This window comes from Streptomyces sp. NRRL B-24484, assembly GCF_000717715.1.
Taxonomy (GTDB): Bacteria; Actinomycetota; Actinomycetes; order Streptomycetales; family Streptomycetaceae; genus Kitasatospora.
Genome location: NZ_JOAI01000012.1, coordinates 134482 through 148640, shown reverse-complemented (window position 1 = coordinate 148640; position 14159 = coordinate 134482). Strand labels below are relative to the sequence as shown.

13 protein-coding genes are annotated in these 14159 nt (G+C 73.0%); 12 read left to right on the top strand and 1 reads right to left on the bottom strand.

Features of this window, described 5'->3' with window-relative positions; genetic code table 11:
• Positions 1–22 precede the first annotated feature (22 nt).
• Positions 23–1240, bottom strand: a complete 1218-nt coding sequence (locus IE98_RS0113620) for a beta-ketoacyl-[acyl-carrier-protein] synthase family protein (RefSeq protein WP_030268607.1) — start codon at positions 1238–1240, stop codon at positions 23–25.
• A gap of 262 nt (positions 1241–1502) precedes the next feature.
• Between IE98_RS0113620 and argC the strand changes: the two genes are divergently transcribed.
• The 12 genes from argC (at position 1503) to IE98_RS0113560 (ending at position 14103) form a co-directional block, all read left to right on the top strand.
• The gene (argC, locus tag IE98_RS0113615) at positions 1503–2531 is read left to right on the top strand and encodes an N-acetyl-gamma-glutamyl-phosphate reductase (protein ID WP_030268605.1); all 1029 of its coding nucleotides are present in this window, start codon (positions 1503–1505) and stop codon (positions 2529–2531) included.
• Between the two features lie 26 nt (positions 2532–2557).
• Positions 2558–3712, top strand: coding sequence for a bifunctional glutamate N-acetyltransferase/amino-acid acetyltransferase ArgJ (argJ, locus tag IE98_RS0113610; RefSeq protein WP_030268603.1), 1155 nt, complete (start codon positions 2558–2560; stop codon positions 3710–3712).
• Positions 3713–3731: 19 nt separating this feature from the next.
• Positions 3732–4664 carry an acetylglutamate kinase gene (argB, locus tag IE98_RS0113605; protein WP_030268601.1) on the top strand — a complete coding sequence of 311 codons (933 nt, stop codon included), beginning with the start codon at positions 3732–3734 and terminating at the stop codon, positions 4662–4664.
• Entirely contained in the window at positions 4661–5860 is a 1200-nt protein-coding gene (locus tag IE98_RS0113600; RefSeq protein ID WP_030268600.1) for an acetylornithine transaminase, read from the top strand. The genes argB and IE98_RS0113600 overlap by 4 nt, the downstream gene beginning before the upstream one ends.
• Positions 5861–5883: 23 nt before the next feature.
• Positions 5884–6432 (top strand): arginine repressor, encoded by a 549-nt coding sequence (locus IE98_RS0113595; RefSeq protein WP_030268598.1) that lies wholly within the window; start codon positions 5884–5886, stop codon positions 6430–6432.
• Between the two features lie 262 nt (positions 6433–6694).
• The gene (locus tag IE98_RS0113590; RefSeq protein ID WP_030268595.1) at positions 6695–7888 is read left to right on the top strand and encodes an argininosuccinate synthase; all 1194 of its coding nucleotides are present in this window, start codon (positions 6695–6697) and stop codon (positions 7886–7888) included.
• A 77-nt stretch (positions 7889–7965) separates the two neighbouring features.
• On the top strand, positions 7966–9405 hold the full coding sequence (gene argH / locus IE98_RS0113585) for an argininosuccinate lyase (RefSeq protein ID WP_030268593.1): 1440 nt from the start codon (positions 7966–7968) through the stop codon (positions 9403–9405).
• Positions 9406–9675: 270 nt separating this feature from the next.
• On the top strand, positions 9676–10161 hold the full coding sequence (locus IE98_RS0113580) for an RNA polymerase sigma factor (protein WP_078661005.1): 486 nt from the start codon (positions 9676–9678) through the stop codon (positions 10159–10161).
• A gap of 267 nt (positions 10162–10428) precedes the next feature.
• Positions 10429–10929, top strand: a complete 501-nt coding sequence (locus IE98_RS0113575) for a GNAT family N-acetyltransferase (protein WP_030268589.1) — start codon at positions 10429–10431, stop codon at positions 10927–10929.
• 479 nt (positions 10930–11408) lie between these two features.
• A complete protein-coding gene (locus IE98_RS0113570; RefSeq protein ID WP_030268586.1) occupies positions 11409–12443 on the top strand; it encodes a methionine ABC transporter ATP-binding protein in 1035 nt (344 codons plus the stop codon).
• Positions 12440–13174, top strand: coding sequence for a methionine ABC transporter permease (locus tag IE98_RS0113565; RefSeq protein ID WP_078660994.1), 735 nt, complete (start codon positions 12440–12442; stop codon positions 13172–13174). The genes IE98_RS0113570 and IE98_RS0113565 overlap by 4 nt, the downstream gene beginning before the upstream one ends.
• A gap of 92 nt (positions 13175–13266) precedes the next feature.
• On the top strand, positions 13267–14103 hold the full coding sequence (locus tag IE98_RS0113560; RefSeq protein ID WP_030268583.1) for a MetQ/NlpA family ABC transporter substrate-binding protein: 837 nt from the start codon (positions 13267–13269) through the stop codon (positions 14101–14103).
• Positions 14104–14159: the final 56 nt, after the last annotated feature.

Here is a 14159-nt window from a genome sequence, read left to right as displayed (position 1 = left end):
GGACGTCACGCCCTCGCGTGTCTCACGCCGGCGTGAACACCAGGGTGGCGTTGTGGCCGCCGAAGCCGAAGGCGTTGGCGAGGGCCGCGCCGACGGGGCCCGTCCGGGGGCCGCCGGTGACGACGTCCAGCTTCACCTCCGGATCGAGCCCGTCGAGGTTCCGGACGGCCGGGACGATCCCGTCCCGGACCGAGAGCACCGCCGCGATCGCGCCCAGCGCCCCCGCCGCACCGAAGAGGTGCCCGGTCATCGACTTGGTCGCGGTGACGGCCGGATGCACGCCGATCGCCTCGGCGATCGACTGCGCCTCCGCGAGGTCGCCCCTGGGGGTGGAGGTGGCATGGGCGTGCACGACGTCCACCGCCAGCGGCGGGAGGTCCGCCGCGGCGAGGGCCTGCCGCATGGCCCGGACCTGTCCCTCCGGGTGGGCCGCGGTGATGTGGTGGGCGTCCGAGGTGACGGCCGCGCCGGCGAGCACCGCGTACGGGTGGGCCGTCCGGGCGGCGGCGAAGTCGGCCCGTTCCAGGACGACGACGGCGGCGCCCTCGCCGATGACGAACCCGTCCCGTGCGGTGTCGAACGGCCGGGAGGCGAGCCCGGGGGCGTCGTTGCGGGTGGAGTGCGCCCGGGCCTGGGCGAAGCCGGCCAGGGTGAGCGGGCAGATGCAGGCCTCGGCGCCGCCGGCCACCACGACGTCGGCGCGGCCGAGCCGGATCAGGTCCAGCCCGAGGGCGATCGCCTCGGCGCCGGAGGCGCAGGCGCTGACGGGCGTGTGGGCGCCGCCGCGGGCACCGAGTTCGATGCTGACCCAGGCCGCCGGGCCGTTGGCCATCAGCATGGGGACGGTGTGCGGCGAGACCCGGCGCACGCCGGAGGCCTCCAGCACGTCGTCCTGGCCGAGCATGGTCAGTGCACCGCCGGTGCCGGTGCCGATCACCACGGCGAGCCGCTCCGGGTCGACCTGCGGACGGCCGGCGTCGGCCCAGGCCTCGCGGGCGGCGACCAGGGCGACCTGTTCGCAGCGGTCCAGCCGGCGGGCCTGCACCCGGTCCAGCAGGTCGGTCGGCTCGACGGCGAGCCGGCCGGCGATCCGGACGGGCAGTCCGGCCGCCCACTCCTCCTCGATCGGGGTGATCCCGGAGGTCCCCGCCAGCATGGCCGCCCAGGTCGAGGCGGTGTCCCCGCCGAGCGGCGTGGTGGCTCCGAGCCCGGTGACCACCACATGGGTCCGTGCACTCACTGCTGAACTCCTTTGTGAAGAGAACACAACACCGTGCCCGCCGCCGCCGTGCCGTCGGTCGGGACCGTTCGCCACTCTGCCAAGGAACTGATGCTCCATCCGGCACCGTTCGGCACCGAGTCGGGGCGGAGATGTTTGTAGGGTTCGGACGGTTGGCGGCACCGAGGGGCGGGGATCGGGCAGGCTGGTCGTGGGGGATCCGGAGCTCCTTGCATGAATGTTCCGAGGTGCGTATATTCATGCTGAACCAAGGAGGAACGCCATGGCATTGCGAGTCGCCGTCGCCGGAGCGAGCGGGTACGCGGGCGGTGAGGTGCTGCGCCTGCTGCTCGGCCACCCGGAGATCGAGATCGGGGCGCTGACCGGCGGTTCCAACGCGGGCGCCGTCTTCGGCACCCTGCAGTCGCACCTGCTGCCGCTGGCCGACCGGGTGCTGGAGCCCACCACCACCGAGGTGCTGGCCGGGCACGACGTGGTCTTCCTCGGCCTGCCGCACGGCCAGTCCGCCGCCGTCGCCGAGGCGCTCGGCGAGGACGTGCTGGTCGTCGACTGCGGCGCCGACTTCCGGCTGAAGGACGCCGCGACCTGGGAGCGGTTCTACGGCTCCCCGCACGCCGGCACCTGGCCGTACGGCCTGCCCGAGCTGCCCGGCCACCGTGCCGCGCTCAAGGGCACCAGGCGGATCGCCGTCCCCGGCTGCTACCCGACGGCCGTCTCGCTCGCGCTCTTCCCCGCCTACGCGGCGAAGCTGGTCGAGCCGGAGGCCGTGGTCGTCGCCGCGTCCGGCACCTCCGGCGCCGGCAAGGCGGTCAAGCCGCACCTGCTCGGCAGCGAGGTGATGGGCTCGATGAGCCCGTACGGCGTCGGCGGCGTGCACCGCCACACCCCGGAGATGGCGCAGAACCTCGGCCCGGTGGCCGGCGAGGAGGTCACCGTCTCCTTCACGCCCACCCTGGCGCCGATGCCCCGCGGCATCCTGGCCACCTGCAGCGCCAAGGCGAAGCCCGGCACCACCGCCGAGTCGCTGCGCGCCGCCTACCGGGAGGCCTTCGCGGGCGAGACCTTCGTCCGCCTGCTGCCCGAGGGCCAGTGGCCGCAGACCAGTTCGGTGTACGGCTCGAACGCCGCCCTCGTCCAGGTCGCGCTGGACGAGCACGCCGGGCGGGTGATCGCCATCAGTGCGATCGACAACCTGGTGAAGGGCACCGCGGGCGGCGCGGTGCAGTCCATGAACATCGCCCTCGGCCTGCCCGAGGAGCTCGGCCTCCCGCTGAACGGAGTCGCACCGTGAGCCAGCCCGTGACGGACCATCAGAACATCGGCGTGACGGCGGCGAAGGGCTTCCGGGCGGCCGGAGTCACGGCCGGCATCAAGGCCTCCGGCACCCCCGACCTCGCCCTGGTCGTCAACGACGGCCCGCAGTTCGCCGCGGCCGGCGTCTTCACCTCCAACCGGGTCAAGGCCGCCCCCGTGCTCTGGTCGGAGCAGGTGCTGAAGACCGGCTCGCTCACCGCGGTCGTCCTCAACTCCGGCGGCGCCAACGCCTGCACCGGCCCCGAGGGCTTCCAGGACACCCACGCCACCGCCGAGAAGGTCGCCGCCGAGCTGAACACCGGCGCGATCGAGGTCGCCGTCTGCTCCACCGGCCTGATCGGCGTGCGGCTGCCGATGGACCTGCTGCTGCCCGGCGTCGAGCAGGCCGTGAAGGCGCTCGGCGAGGACGGCGGTCGGGCCGCCGCGATCGCGATCAAGACCACCGACACCGTGCACAAGACCGCCCAGGTGAGCAGCCCGGCCGGCTGGACGGTCGGCGGCATGGCCAAGGGTGCGGGCATGCTCGCCCCGGGCCTCGCCACCATGCTGGTCGTCGTCACCACCGACGCCGCCGTGGAGAGCGCCGAGCTGGACGCCGCACTGCGCGGCGCCACCTGCACCACCTTCGACCGGGTCGACTCCGACGGCTGCATGTCCACCAACGACACCGTGCTGCTGCTCGCCTCCGGCGCTTCCGGCGTCACCCCGGACACGGCCGAGTTCGCCGAGGCCGTCCGCACGGTCTGCGCCGACCTCGCCCGGCAGCTGATCGGCGACGCCGAGGGCGCCTCCAAGGACATCCGGATCGACGTCACCGGCGCCGCCACCGAGGACGAGGCCGTCGACGTCGCCCGCACGATCGCCCGCAACAACCTGCTGAAGTGCGCCATCCACGGCGAGGACCCGAACTGGGGCCGCGTCCTGGCCGCGATCGGCACCACCTCCGCCGCCTTCGAGCCGGACGCGCTCGACGTCGCCATCAACGGCGTCTGGGTCTGCCGCGGCGGCAGCGTCGGCGAGGACCGCGACCTGGTCGACATGGCCGGCCGCGAGGTCGTCATCACCGCGAACCTCAACGCCGGCGGTGCCGCGGCGACGGTGTGGACCAACGACCTCACCGCCGACTACGTGCACGAGAACAGTGCCTACTCGACCTGATCCCGGGGGACAACGGACCGTGAAGATCGCACCCAAGGGCGAACAGGCCCGCAGCAACGCCGCGCTGCCCAAGGCCCGCACCCTCATCGAGGCGCTCCCGTGGCTGGAGCGATTCCACGGCAAGACCGTGGTCATCAAGTTCGGCGGCAACGCCATGGTGGACGAGGACCTCAAGGCGGCCTTCGCCCAGGACGTCGTCTTCCTGCGCTATGCCGGCCTGAACCCGGTCGTCGTGCACGGCGGCGGCCCGCAGATCAACGCCCAGCTCGACAAGCTCGGCCTGGAGTCCTCGTTCACCGCGGGCCTGCGGGTCACCACCCCGGAGACCATGGACGTCGTCCGGATGGTGCTCGCCGGGCAGGTCCAGCGCGAGCTGGTCGGCCTGCTCAACGGGCACGGCCCGTTCGCGGTCGGCATGACCGGCGAGGACGCCCACACCATGACGGCCGTCAAGCGGTACGCCGTGGTGGACGGCGAGCAGGTCGACATCGGCCTGGTCGGCGACATCGTCAACATCGAGGCCGGCGCCGTGAAGGCGCTGATCGGCGACGGCCGCATCCCGGTGATCTCCTCGATCGCCCGCGGCGCCGACGGCCACGTCTACAACATCAACGCCGACACCGCCGCGGCCGCGCTCGCGGTCGCGCTCGGCGCGGAGATGCTGGTCGTGCTGACCGACGTCGAGGGCCTCTACAAGGACTGGCCGAACTCCGACGACGTGATCAGCCAGCTCACCGCCTCCGAGCTGGACGAGATGCTGCCGACCCTGGCGACCGGCATGCTCCCCAAGATGGAGGGCTGCCTGCGGGCCGTCCGCTCCGGCGTGGGCACCGCCCGCGTGCTGGACGGGCGGGTGCAGCACAGCCTGCTGCTGGAGATCTTCACCGACGAGGGCGTCGGCACCATGGTCGTGCCCGACGACGAACCGACCGTACTCGGGGGCCTGGCATGAGCAACAGCGAACTGACCCAGCGGTGGCAGCACGCGCTGATGGACAACTACGGCACCCCGCGGATCCCGCTCGTCCGCGGCGAGGGCGCCAAGGTCTGGGACGCCGACGGCAAGGAGTACCTCGACCTCGTCGGCGGCATCGCCGTCAACGCGCTGGGCACCGCCCACCCGGCCGTCGTGGAGGCGGTCACCCGGCAGATCACCACCCTCGGCCACGTCTCCAACCTCTTCATGGCCGAGCCGACCGTGAAGCTCGCGGAGAAGCTGCTGGAGCTGTTCGGCCGCCCCGGCCGGGTGTTCTTCTGCAACTCCGGCGCCGAGGCCAACGAGGCCGCGTTCAAGATCAGCCGGCTGACCGGCCGCACCCACCTGGTCTCCCTGCAGGGCGCCTTCCACGGCCGGACGATGGGCGCCCTCGCGCTCACCGCCCAGCCCGCCAAGCAGGAGCCCTTCCGGCCGCTGCCCGGCGACGTCACCCACGTGCCGTTCGGCGACGTCGAGGCGCTGCGGGCCGCCGTCACCACCGAGACCGCCGCCGTCTTCCTGGAGCCGATCCAGGGCGAGAACGGTGCGATCCCGCTGCCCGAGGGCTACCTGCGGGCCGCCCGGGAGATCACCCGCGCCACCGGCACCCTGCTCGTCCTCGACGAGATCCAGACCGGCGTCGGCCGCACCGGCCACTGGTTCGCCCACCAGGCGTACGAGGGCGTCGAACCGGACGTCGTCACGCTCGCCAAGGGCCTCGGCGGCGGGCTGCCGATCGGTGCCGCGGTCGCCTTCGGCGACACCGCCGACCTGCTCCACCCGGGCCAGCACGGCACCACCTTCGGAGGCAACCCGGTGGTCGCCGCGGCCGGCCTGGCCGTCCTGGAGACCGTCGAGTCCGAGGGCCTGCTGGAGCACGTCCGCAAGATCGGCGACAAGCTGCGGCACGGCATCGAGGCGATCGGCGACCCGCTGGTCGACCACGTCCGCGGCGCCGGGCTGCTGCTCGGCATCGTGCTGACCGAGCCGGTCTCCGCCAAGGTGCAGGCCGCCGCCCAGCAGGCCGGCTTCCTGGTGAACGCCGCCGTGCCGGACGCCGTCCGGCTGGTGCCGCCCCTGGTGCTGACCGAGCAGGAGGCGGACTCCTTCCTCGCGGCGCTGCCCGGCATCCTCCGGACGGTGCGCGGGGAAGCCCCCGACGCGAACAGCTGAGCGGAGTCCGGGAGAATCGTCACATGACCGCACCCCAGTCCGACCAGCCCTCCTCCGGGGCGACGCCGCAGGTCCCGCAGACCCGCACCGCGCGCCACCGGCGGATCGTGGACCTGTTGACCCGTCAGCCCGTCCGCTCGCAGAGCCAGCTCGCCAAGCTGCTCGCCGACGACGGACTGGTCGTCACGCAGGCCACCCTGTCGCGGGATCTGGACGAGCTGGGCGCGGTGAAGATCCGCAACCGGGACGGCGCACTGATCTACGCGGTGCCCGCCGAGGGCGGCGACCGCACGCCGCGTGCGCCGATGGGGGAGTCCGCCAGCGAGGCCAGGATGGCCAGGCTGGCGGGCGAGCTCATGGTCTCCGCGACGGCCTCCGGCAACCTCGTGGTGCTGCGCACCCCGCCGGGCGCCGCGCAGTTCCTCGCCTCGGCGATCGACGCCGCCGAGACGTACGAGATCATCGGCACCATCGCCGGCGACGACACGGTACTGCTGATCAGCCGCGACCCGGCGGGCGGCCAGGCGCTGGCCGACCACCTGATGCAGCTGGCGCAGGCCAAGGCGCAGTAGCGCTCCGGCGGCCCGCACACCACCCCGGCGACCGACCAGGTCGCCGGGGTGGTGTGCATTCCGGAGTGATTCGTGTCCAGCGCGGCGCCGGGACGGTCGTTGACCGGACCCGGGGGCGGGCCTACGTTGGCCGCGGGCCCGGCCCGGAGCCGACCGCGTTTTGAAATCCATACGCGGTAGTGCATACTTATGCCTATCGCCGCATGGGATCCGCCCCACTCGGGGCGTCGCCCTGTTCGTACCGTTTGTGAAGGAGAAAGCCGTGACCGAGCGCGTCGTACTCGCCTACTCGGGCGGTCTGGACACGTCCGTCTGCATCGGCTGGATCGCCGAGGAGACCGGCGCCGAGGTCATCGCCGTCGCCGTCGACGTCGGCCAGGGCGGCGAGGACCTGGACGTCATCCGCCAGCGCGCGCTGGACTGCGGCGCCGTCGAGGCCGAGGTGGCCGACGCCCGCACCGAGTTCGCCGACGAGTACTGCCTGCCGGCCCTCAAGGCCAACGCCCTCTACCAGGGCCAGTACCCGCTGGTGTCCGCCCTCTCCCGGCCGGTGATCGTCAAGCACCTGGTCGCCGCCGCGCAGAAGCACGGCGCCACCACCGTCGCCCACGGCTGCACCGGCAAGGGCAACGACCAGGTCCGCTTCGAGGTCGGCATCAACTCGCTGGCGCCGAACCTCAAGTGCATCGCCCCGGTCCGCGACTACGCGATGACCCGCGACAAGGCGATCGCCTTCGCCGAGGCCAAGGGCCTGCCGATCGCGACCACCAAGAAGTCGCCCTACTCGATCGACCAGAACGTCTTCGGCCGCGCCGTCGAGACGGGCTTCCTCGAGGACATCTGGAACGCCCCGATCGAGGACGTCTACGAGTACACCCAGAACCCGGCCACGGCGCGCGAGGCCGACGAGGTCGTCATCACCTTCGAGGCCGGCGTGCCGGTCGCGATCGACGGCCGCAAGGTCACCGTGCTGCAGGCGATCGAGGAGCTGAACAAGCGGGCCGGCGCCCAGGGCATCGGCCGCCTCGACATGGTCGAGGACCGCCTCGTCGGCATCAAGTCCCGCGAGATCTACGAGGCCCCCGGCGCGATCGCCCTGATCACCGCCCACCAGGCCCTGGAGAACGTCACCGTCGAGCGCGAGCTGGCCCGCTACAAGCGCCAGGTCGAGCAGCGCTGGGCCGAGCTGGTCTACGACGGCCTCTGGTTCTCCCCGCTCAAGCGCGCCCTGGACGGCTTCGTCAACGAGGCCAACCAGAGCGTCTCCGGCGACATCCGGATGGTGCTGCACGGCGGCCGCGCGGTGGTCAACGGCCGCAAGTCCGACCAGTCGCTGTACGACTTCAACCTCGCCACCTACGACACCGGCGACACCTTCGACCAGTCGATGTCCAAGGGCTTCATCGAGATCTTCGGCATGTCGTCGAAGATCGCCGCCCGCCGCGACCTCGCCTGATCCCGAACGGCCACCGGGCCCCGGCCGCTCTCCCCGCGGCCGGGGCCCACCCCCATCACCTGTAAGGAGCCCACGCGATGACCGCCGACCAGAACGCCGCCAGCAGCAGTCCTGAGCTGCGCCTCTGGGGCGCGCGCTTCGCCGACGGCCCCTCCGAGGCGCTGGCCAGGCTCTCCGCCTCGGTCCACTTCGACTGGCGCCTCGCGCCCTACGACATCGCCGGCTCCAAGGCGCACGCCCGCGTGCTGCACACGGCCGGCCTGCTGACCGCCGACGAGCTCGCCGGGATGCTGGCCGGGCTGGACGGCCTGCTGGCCGACGTCGAGTCCGGCGCCTTCACGGGCACCATCGCCGACGAGGACGTGCACACCGCGCTGGAGCGCGGCCTGCTGGAGCGGCTCGGCGCCGACCTCGGCGGCAAGCTGCGGGCCGGCCGGTCCCGCAACGACCAGATCGCCACGCTCTTCCGGATGTACCTCCGGGACCACGCCAAGATCATCGGCAGCCTGGTGCTCGACCTCCAGCACGCCCTGGTCGGCCTCGCCGAGGCGCACCCCGACACCGCCATGCCTGGCCGCACCCACCTCCAGCACGCCCAGCCGGTGCTCTTCGCCCACCACGTCCTCGCGCACGTGCAGGCCCTCGGCCGGGACGCCGAGCGGCTGCGCCAGTGGGACGTCCGGACCGCCGTCTCCCCGTACGGCTCCGGCGCGCTGGCCGGCTCCTCGCTCGGCCTCGACCCGCAGGCCGTCGCCGCCGACCTCGGCTTCGAGCGCGGCTCGGTCGGCAACTCCATCGACGGCACCGCCTCGCGGGACTTCGTCGCCGAGTTCGCCTTCGTCACCGCCATGATCGGGATCAACCTCTCGCGGATCGCCGAGGAGGTGATCATCTGGAACACCAAGGAGTTCGGCTTCATCACGCTGCACGACGCCTTCTCCACGGGCTCCTCGATCATGCCGCAGAAGAAGAACCCGGACATCGCCGAGCTCGCCCGCGGCAAGTCCGGCCGACTGATCGGCAACCTCACCGGCCTGCTCGCCACCCTCAAGGCGCTGCCGCTCGCGTACAACCGCGACCTGCAGGAGGACAAGGAGCCGGTCTTCGACTCCTGCGACACCCTGGAGGTCCTGCTGCCGGCCTTCACCGGCATGATGGCCACCCTCACCGTCCACCGCGAGCGGCTGGAGGAGCTGGCCCCCGCCGGCTTCTCGCTGGCCACCGACGTCGCCGAGTGGCTGGTCAAGCAGGGCGTGCCGTTCCGGGTCGCGCACGAGGTCGCCGGAGCCTGCGTCAAGGCCTGCGAGCAGCAGGGCATCGAGCTGGGCGACCTGACGGACGAGCAGTTCGCCGGGATCTCCGAGCACCTGACGCCCGAGGTCCGCTCGGTGCTCAGCGTGCACGGCGCCATCGCCTCCCGCAGCGGCCGGGGCGGCACCGCGCCGAGCGCCGTCGCCACCCAGCTCGCCGAGGTGAAGGCCGACCTCGCCGTCCAGCAGGAGTGGCTGCAGGGCTGACACGCCCTCCGATCCCCGCGGGGGAGCGCCGGGTGACCCGGCGCTCCCCCGCTCGTTGCGGCAGACGTGACCGACCCCCGCCCCGCCGAGCCCCCCGCGCCGCCGCAGGCCCGCGCCGCCTCCCCGGTGCAGCGCCCCGCCCCGCCGGCCCTCGCCCCGACCGTGCCCGAGCTGCCGCAGGCGTCCGGTGCGGCCGACCGACCTCCCGTCGCCGGGTCACCGCTCCCTCGGCGGACGCCGCAACCGGACCCGGGCGGGAGCTTCGCGGGGTTGCCCCATGCCGAGTTGCGGCGGGAGCTCGCGCCCTTCCTCGCGGTGCTGGCCGGGAGCCGGGCGGACGGTGAGGACCTGGAGCAGGAGGTCTGGCTGCAGGCGGCCGAGCGGTCGGCCGGGGCGGGACTGCCCCGGGACCTGGGCGGCTGGCTGCGGGCCCGGGCCGTCCGGGCCGCGCTGACGGCCCGTCGCGCCGCCGCCCGGGAGGTTCCGGTGCCGCGGCCGCCGGTGGCCCGCCGCGGGCCGCACGAGGAACTGCTGGCCGCCGAGCTGGGCCGGGCCGTCCGCCGGGCGCTGGGCCGGCTCTCCGGCCGCTGCCCCGAGCTGCTGCTCTCGCTCGCCGAGTCGCCGGAGCTCCGGTACACCGAGCTGGCCGCCCGCACGGGCATTCCGCGGGGCTCGATCGGGCCGACCCGGTCGCGCTGTCTGGCCTGCCTGCGGTCGCTGCTGGCGGCGCGCCGCGCGGACCCGTCGGGGGAGTGACCGCGTACGGTCGAGGACGTGACGCTCGCCACGTCCGGCAGCCGGAAGGTTGAGACCCGGCGAAGCCGGGGTAGAGCGCTGGCGAACGTCTCTCCCGGCGTCGGGTCCGGACCGCGTGTGCGCGGACCGGTCGCAGCGGCGCGCCGTCGTCCGGGAGCCGTTCGACCCTCTTCCCGGCCGGGCCGATCCCCGTCCGGGACCTCAGGCCGGGCACCGGTGCACACCCTCGGCAGCGCACCGGGCACTAACGATGGGGAGACCCCGCACATGGGCATGAGTGTGATCATCTCGCCGGCGACGCAGGACGACGCGGAGCAGATCCTCAAGCTGCAGTACCTCGGCTACCAGGACGAGGCCGCGCTCTACGGCGACTGGTCCATCGACCCCCTCACCCAGAGCCTGGAGAGCCTGCGGGCCGAGCTGGGGGAGCAGGCGTTCTTCGTCGCGCGGCTCGGCGACGAGGTGGTCGGCACCGTCCGCGGGCGGCTGGACGCCGACGGCACGGCCCGGATCGGCCGCCTGGTGGTCCACCCGCGGATGCAGCGGCACGGGCTCGGCGGACGCCTGCTGGACGCGGTCGAGCAGCGCCTGCGGGACCTCGGCACGGTCTACGCCTTCGAGCTCTCCACCGGCCACCGCAGCCTCGGCAACCTGCGGCTGTACGCCCGCCACGGCTACCGGCAGACCGGCGTCCGCGAGGTGTCCGGCCGGCTCTCCCTGGTGACGCTGAGCAAGACCGTGGCGGCGCCGCTGGCGGTCTCCGCCTGACGGTCCCACCCGACGCCCCGCTCCGCCCGACGGCGCCCGCCCCCGGAGGGGGAGGGCGCCGTCGGCCTTGCGGCACAAGGGTCGTGTCCGCATTCCGGACCGGACCTCCTGTTTATTGGGATCGTGTCCGAAGGTCTGCTTAACTGTCTACATGACTGCGACCACGACATGCACCCCCACCGGCACCGCGCCGGGCGGCGCGCGCCGCATGTGCTGTCGCATGTGTCACCACTGAGGGCCCTCGTTCCCCTCCTCGCGCCCCGAAGCGAGTACCCGCGCCGTACGTCCGGCGCCTGCCGAGCCGCCGCATCGCCGATGACCCGTCAGGGCTGCGCCCACGGGCGCGTTCCCGGCCCGACGGCGACGATCGGCGTACGCCACACCCCCCACCCCGTCATCGGGCGTACCCCCGTACGCCGCCGAACGCACCGGTGCGCCCGGCCCACGAGGCCGCCGCCCCCGACCAACGGAAAGCAGCCGTGATCACCACCAAGGGCCTCACCAAGGTCTACCGCTCACGAGGCCGAGAGGTCACCGCCCTCGACGGCGTCGACCTGCACGTCCGGGAGGGCGAGGTCTACGGAGTCGTCGGCACCAGCGGCGCCGGCAAGTCCACCCTCATCCGCTGCGTGAACATGCTGGAGCGGCCCACCACCGGCACCGTCACGGTGGACGGCGTCGACCTGACCGCGCTGCCCGGCGGCGAGAACCGGGCCGGCCGGGAACTGCGCGAGGCCCGTCGCCGGATCGGCATGGTCTTCCAGCACTTCAACCTGCTCTCCTCGCGGACCGTCCAGCAGAACGTCGAACTGCCGCTGGAGATCATCGGCCTCGACCGCACCGCCCGCCGCCGCAAGGCCGCCGAGCTGCTCGACCTGGTCGGCCTCGCCGACAAGGCCCGCAGCTACCCGGCCCAGCTCTCCGGCGGCCAGAAGCAGCGCGTCGGCATCGCCCGTGCCCTCGCCGGCGACCCCAAGGTGCTGCTCTCCGACGAGGCCACCAGCGCCCTGGACCCGGAGACCACCCGCTCGATCCTCGCCCTGCTGCGCGACCTCAACCGGCAGCTCGGCCTGACCGTCCTGCTGATCACGCACGAGATGGACGTCATCAAGTCCGTCTGCGACTCGGCCGCCCTGATGCGCGGCGGACGGATCGTCGAGTCCGGCGCGCTCACCGACCTGCTCGCCGACGGCGACTCCCGGATCGCCCGCGACCTCTTCCCGCTCGGCGAGTTCGCCTCCGGCCACAGCGGCCACACGGTCGTCGAGATCACCTTCCAGGGCGACACCCCGGCGCAGCCGTTCGTCTCCCAGCTCGCCCGCACCTACCAGATCGACATCAACATCCTCGGTGCCGCGGTGGAGACCATCGGCGGCCGGATGGTCGGCCGGATGCGGGTCGAACTGCCCGGCGGCCACCAGGACAACGTCGTCCCGATCGGCTTCCTGCGCGAGCAGGGCCTCCAGGTCGACCTCGTCGCCCCGGGCGCACCCGCCGAGGGGGCCGCAGCATGACCTGGGACCAGATGCAGGAACTCCTGTGGCCCGCCACCTGGGAGACGCTCCAGATGGTCGGCGTCTCCTCGGTCGCCACCGTGCTGCTCGGACTGCCGCTCGGCGTCCTGCTGGTGCTGACCGACAAGGGCGGCCTGCTGCAGCACCCGGGCTTCAACCGGGTGCTCGGCGCGATCGTCAACATCGGCCGCTCGCTGCCGTTCATCATCCTCATGGTCGCGCTGCAGGGCGTCACCAAGGCGATCGCCGGCACCACCATCGGCTGGCAGGCCGCCACCGTGCCGCTCACCATCGGCGCCATCCCGTTCTTCGCCCGGCTCGTCGAGACGGCCGTCCGCGAGGTGGACGGCGGCCTGGTCGAAGCCGTCCAGTCGATGGGCGGCTCCACCGCCACCATCGTCCGCAAGACCCTGCTGCCCGAGTCGCTGCCCGCCCTGGTGGCCTCCGCCACCACCACGGTCATCGCACTGATCGGCTACTCGGCGATGGCCGGCGTGGTCGGCGGCGGCGGCCTCGGCGACCTCGCCGTCCGCTACGGCTACCTGCGCTTCGAGACCGGCTTCATGTGGGTGATCATCGCCGAGCTCGTCGTCATCGTCACCGCCCTCCAGCTGATCGGCGACTTCTTCGTCCGCCGGCTCAGCCACCGCGGCGCCGCCCCGAGGCGGTTCCGCCCCGAAGCCGTCGGCCTCCCCGGCGAGGCGGAGGCGGAACCCGCCTCCACCCGCTGACCCAGACCCGCGGCCGGAGACCCCGGCCCGCACCCCGGCGGCCGTCCGCGACGGCCCGCCGACCACCGCACCACCGGAGAAAGGCACTTTTCGTGCGTAACGTCCTGAAGTTCACCAGCGTCCTCGCCACCGCCGGCGTCGCCCTCACCCTCGCCGCCTGCGGCAGCGACGGTTCCTCGTCCTCCGGGGCGAGCGCCGACCCGAACAAGACGCTGACCGTCGTCGCCAGCCCCACCCCGCACGCCCAGATCCTCGACTACGTCAAGAAGAACCTCGCCGACAAGGCCGGGCTCAAGCTCGACGTCAAGGTGGTCACCGACTACGTGACCCCCAACACCGCGGTGCAGGACGGCTCGGCCGACGCCAACTACTTCCAGCACGTTCCGTACCTCGACGACTTCAACAAGAAGAACGGCACCGACGTCGTCTCCGTCGAGGCCGTCCACCTGGAGCCGCTCGGCCTCTACTCCAAGAAGGTCAAGTCCGTCGCGGAGCTGAAGGACGGCGCCGAGGTCGGCGTCCCCAACGACGCCACCAACGAGGGCCGCGCGCTGCAGCTGCTCGCCGCCAACGGCGTGATCACCCTCAAGTCCGGCGCCGGCACCACCGCGACCGTCCAGGACATCGCCACCAACCCCAAGAACCTCAAGTTCAAGGAGCTGGAGGCGGCCCAGCTGCCGCGCTCCCTCGGAGACCTCGACGCCGCCGTCGTCAACGGCAACTACGCCCTCGACTCCGGCCTCAAGCCCGCCACCGACGCCGTCGTCCTGGAGAAGGCCGAGGGCAACCCGTACGCCAACATCCTCGCCGTCAAGAAGGGCCACGAGAACGACCCGCGGGTCCAGAAGCTCGCCCAGCTGCTGCACTCCCCCGAGGTCAAGAAGTACATCCAGGACACCTTCAACGGCTCGGTGGTCCCCGCCTTCTGATCCCCGCCGCCGACGCCCCGGCCGGGCCCCGCCGCACCCGCGGCCGGGGCCCGGCC

What these genes read in the sequence shown, in the direction of transcription:
- argC (WP_030268605.1), top strand. Translation starts at nt 1,503, where the DNA reads ATGGCATTGCGAGTCGCCGTCGCCGGAGCGAGCGGGTACGCGGGCGGT.
- IE98_RS0113600 (WP_030268600.1), top strand. Translation starts at nt 4,661, where the DNA reads ATGAGCAACAGCGAACTGACCCAGCGGTGGCAGCACGCGCTGATGGAC.
- IE98_RS0113595 (WP_030268598.1), top strand. Translation starts at nt 5,884, where the DNA reads ATGACCGCACCCCAGTCCGACCAGCCCTCCTCCGGGGCGACGCCGCAG.
- argH (WP_030268593.1), top strand. Translation starts at nt 7,966, where the DNA reads ATGACCGCCGACCAGAACGCCGCCAGCAGCAGTCCTGAGCTGCGCCTC.
- IE98_RS0113575 (WP_030268589.1), top strand. Translation starts at nt 10,429, where the DNA reads ATGGGCATGAGTGTGATCATCTCGCCGGCGACGCAGGACGACGCGGAG.
- IE98_RS0113565 (WP_078660994.1), top strand. Translation starts at nt 12,440, where the DNA reads ATGACCTGGGACCAGATGCAGGAACTCCTGTGGCCCGCCACCTGGGAG.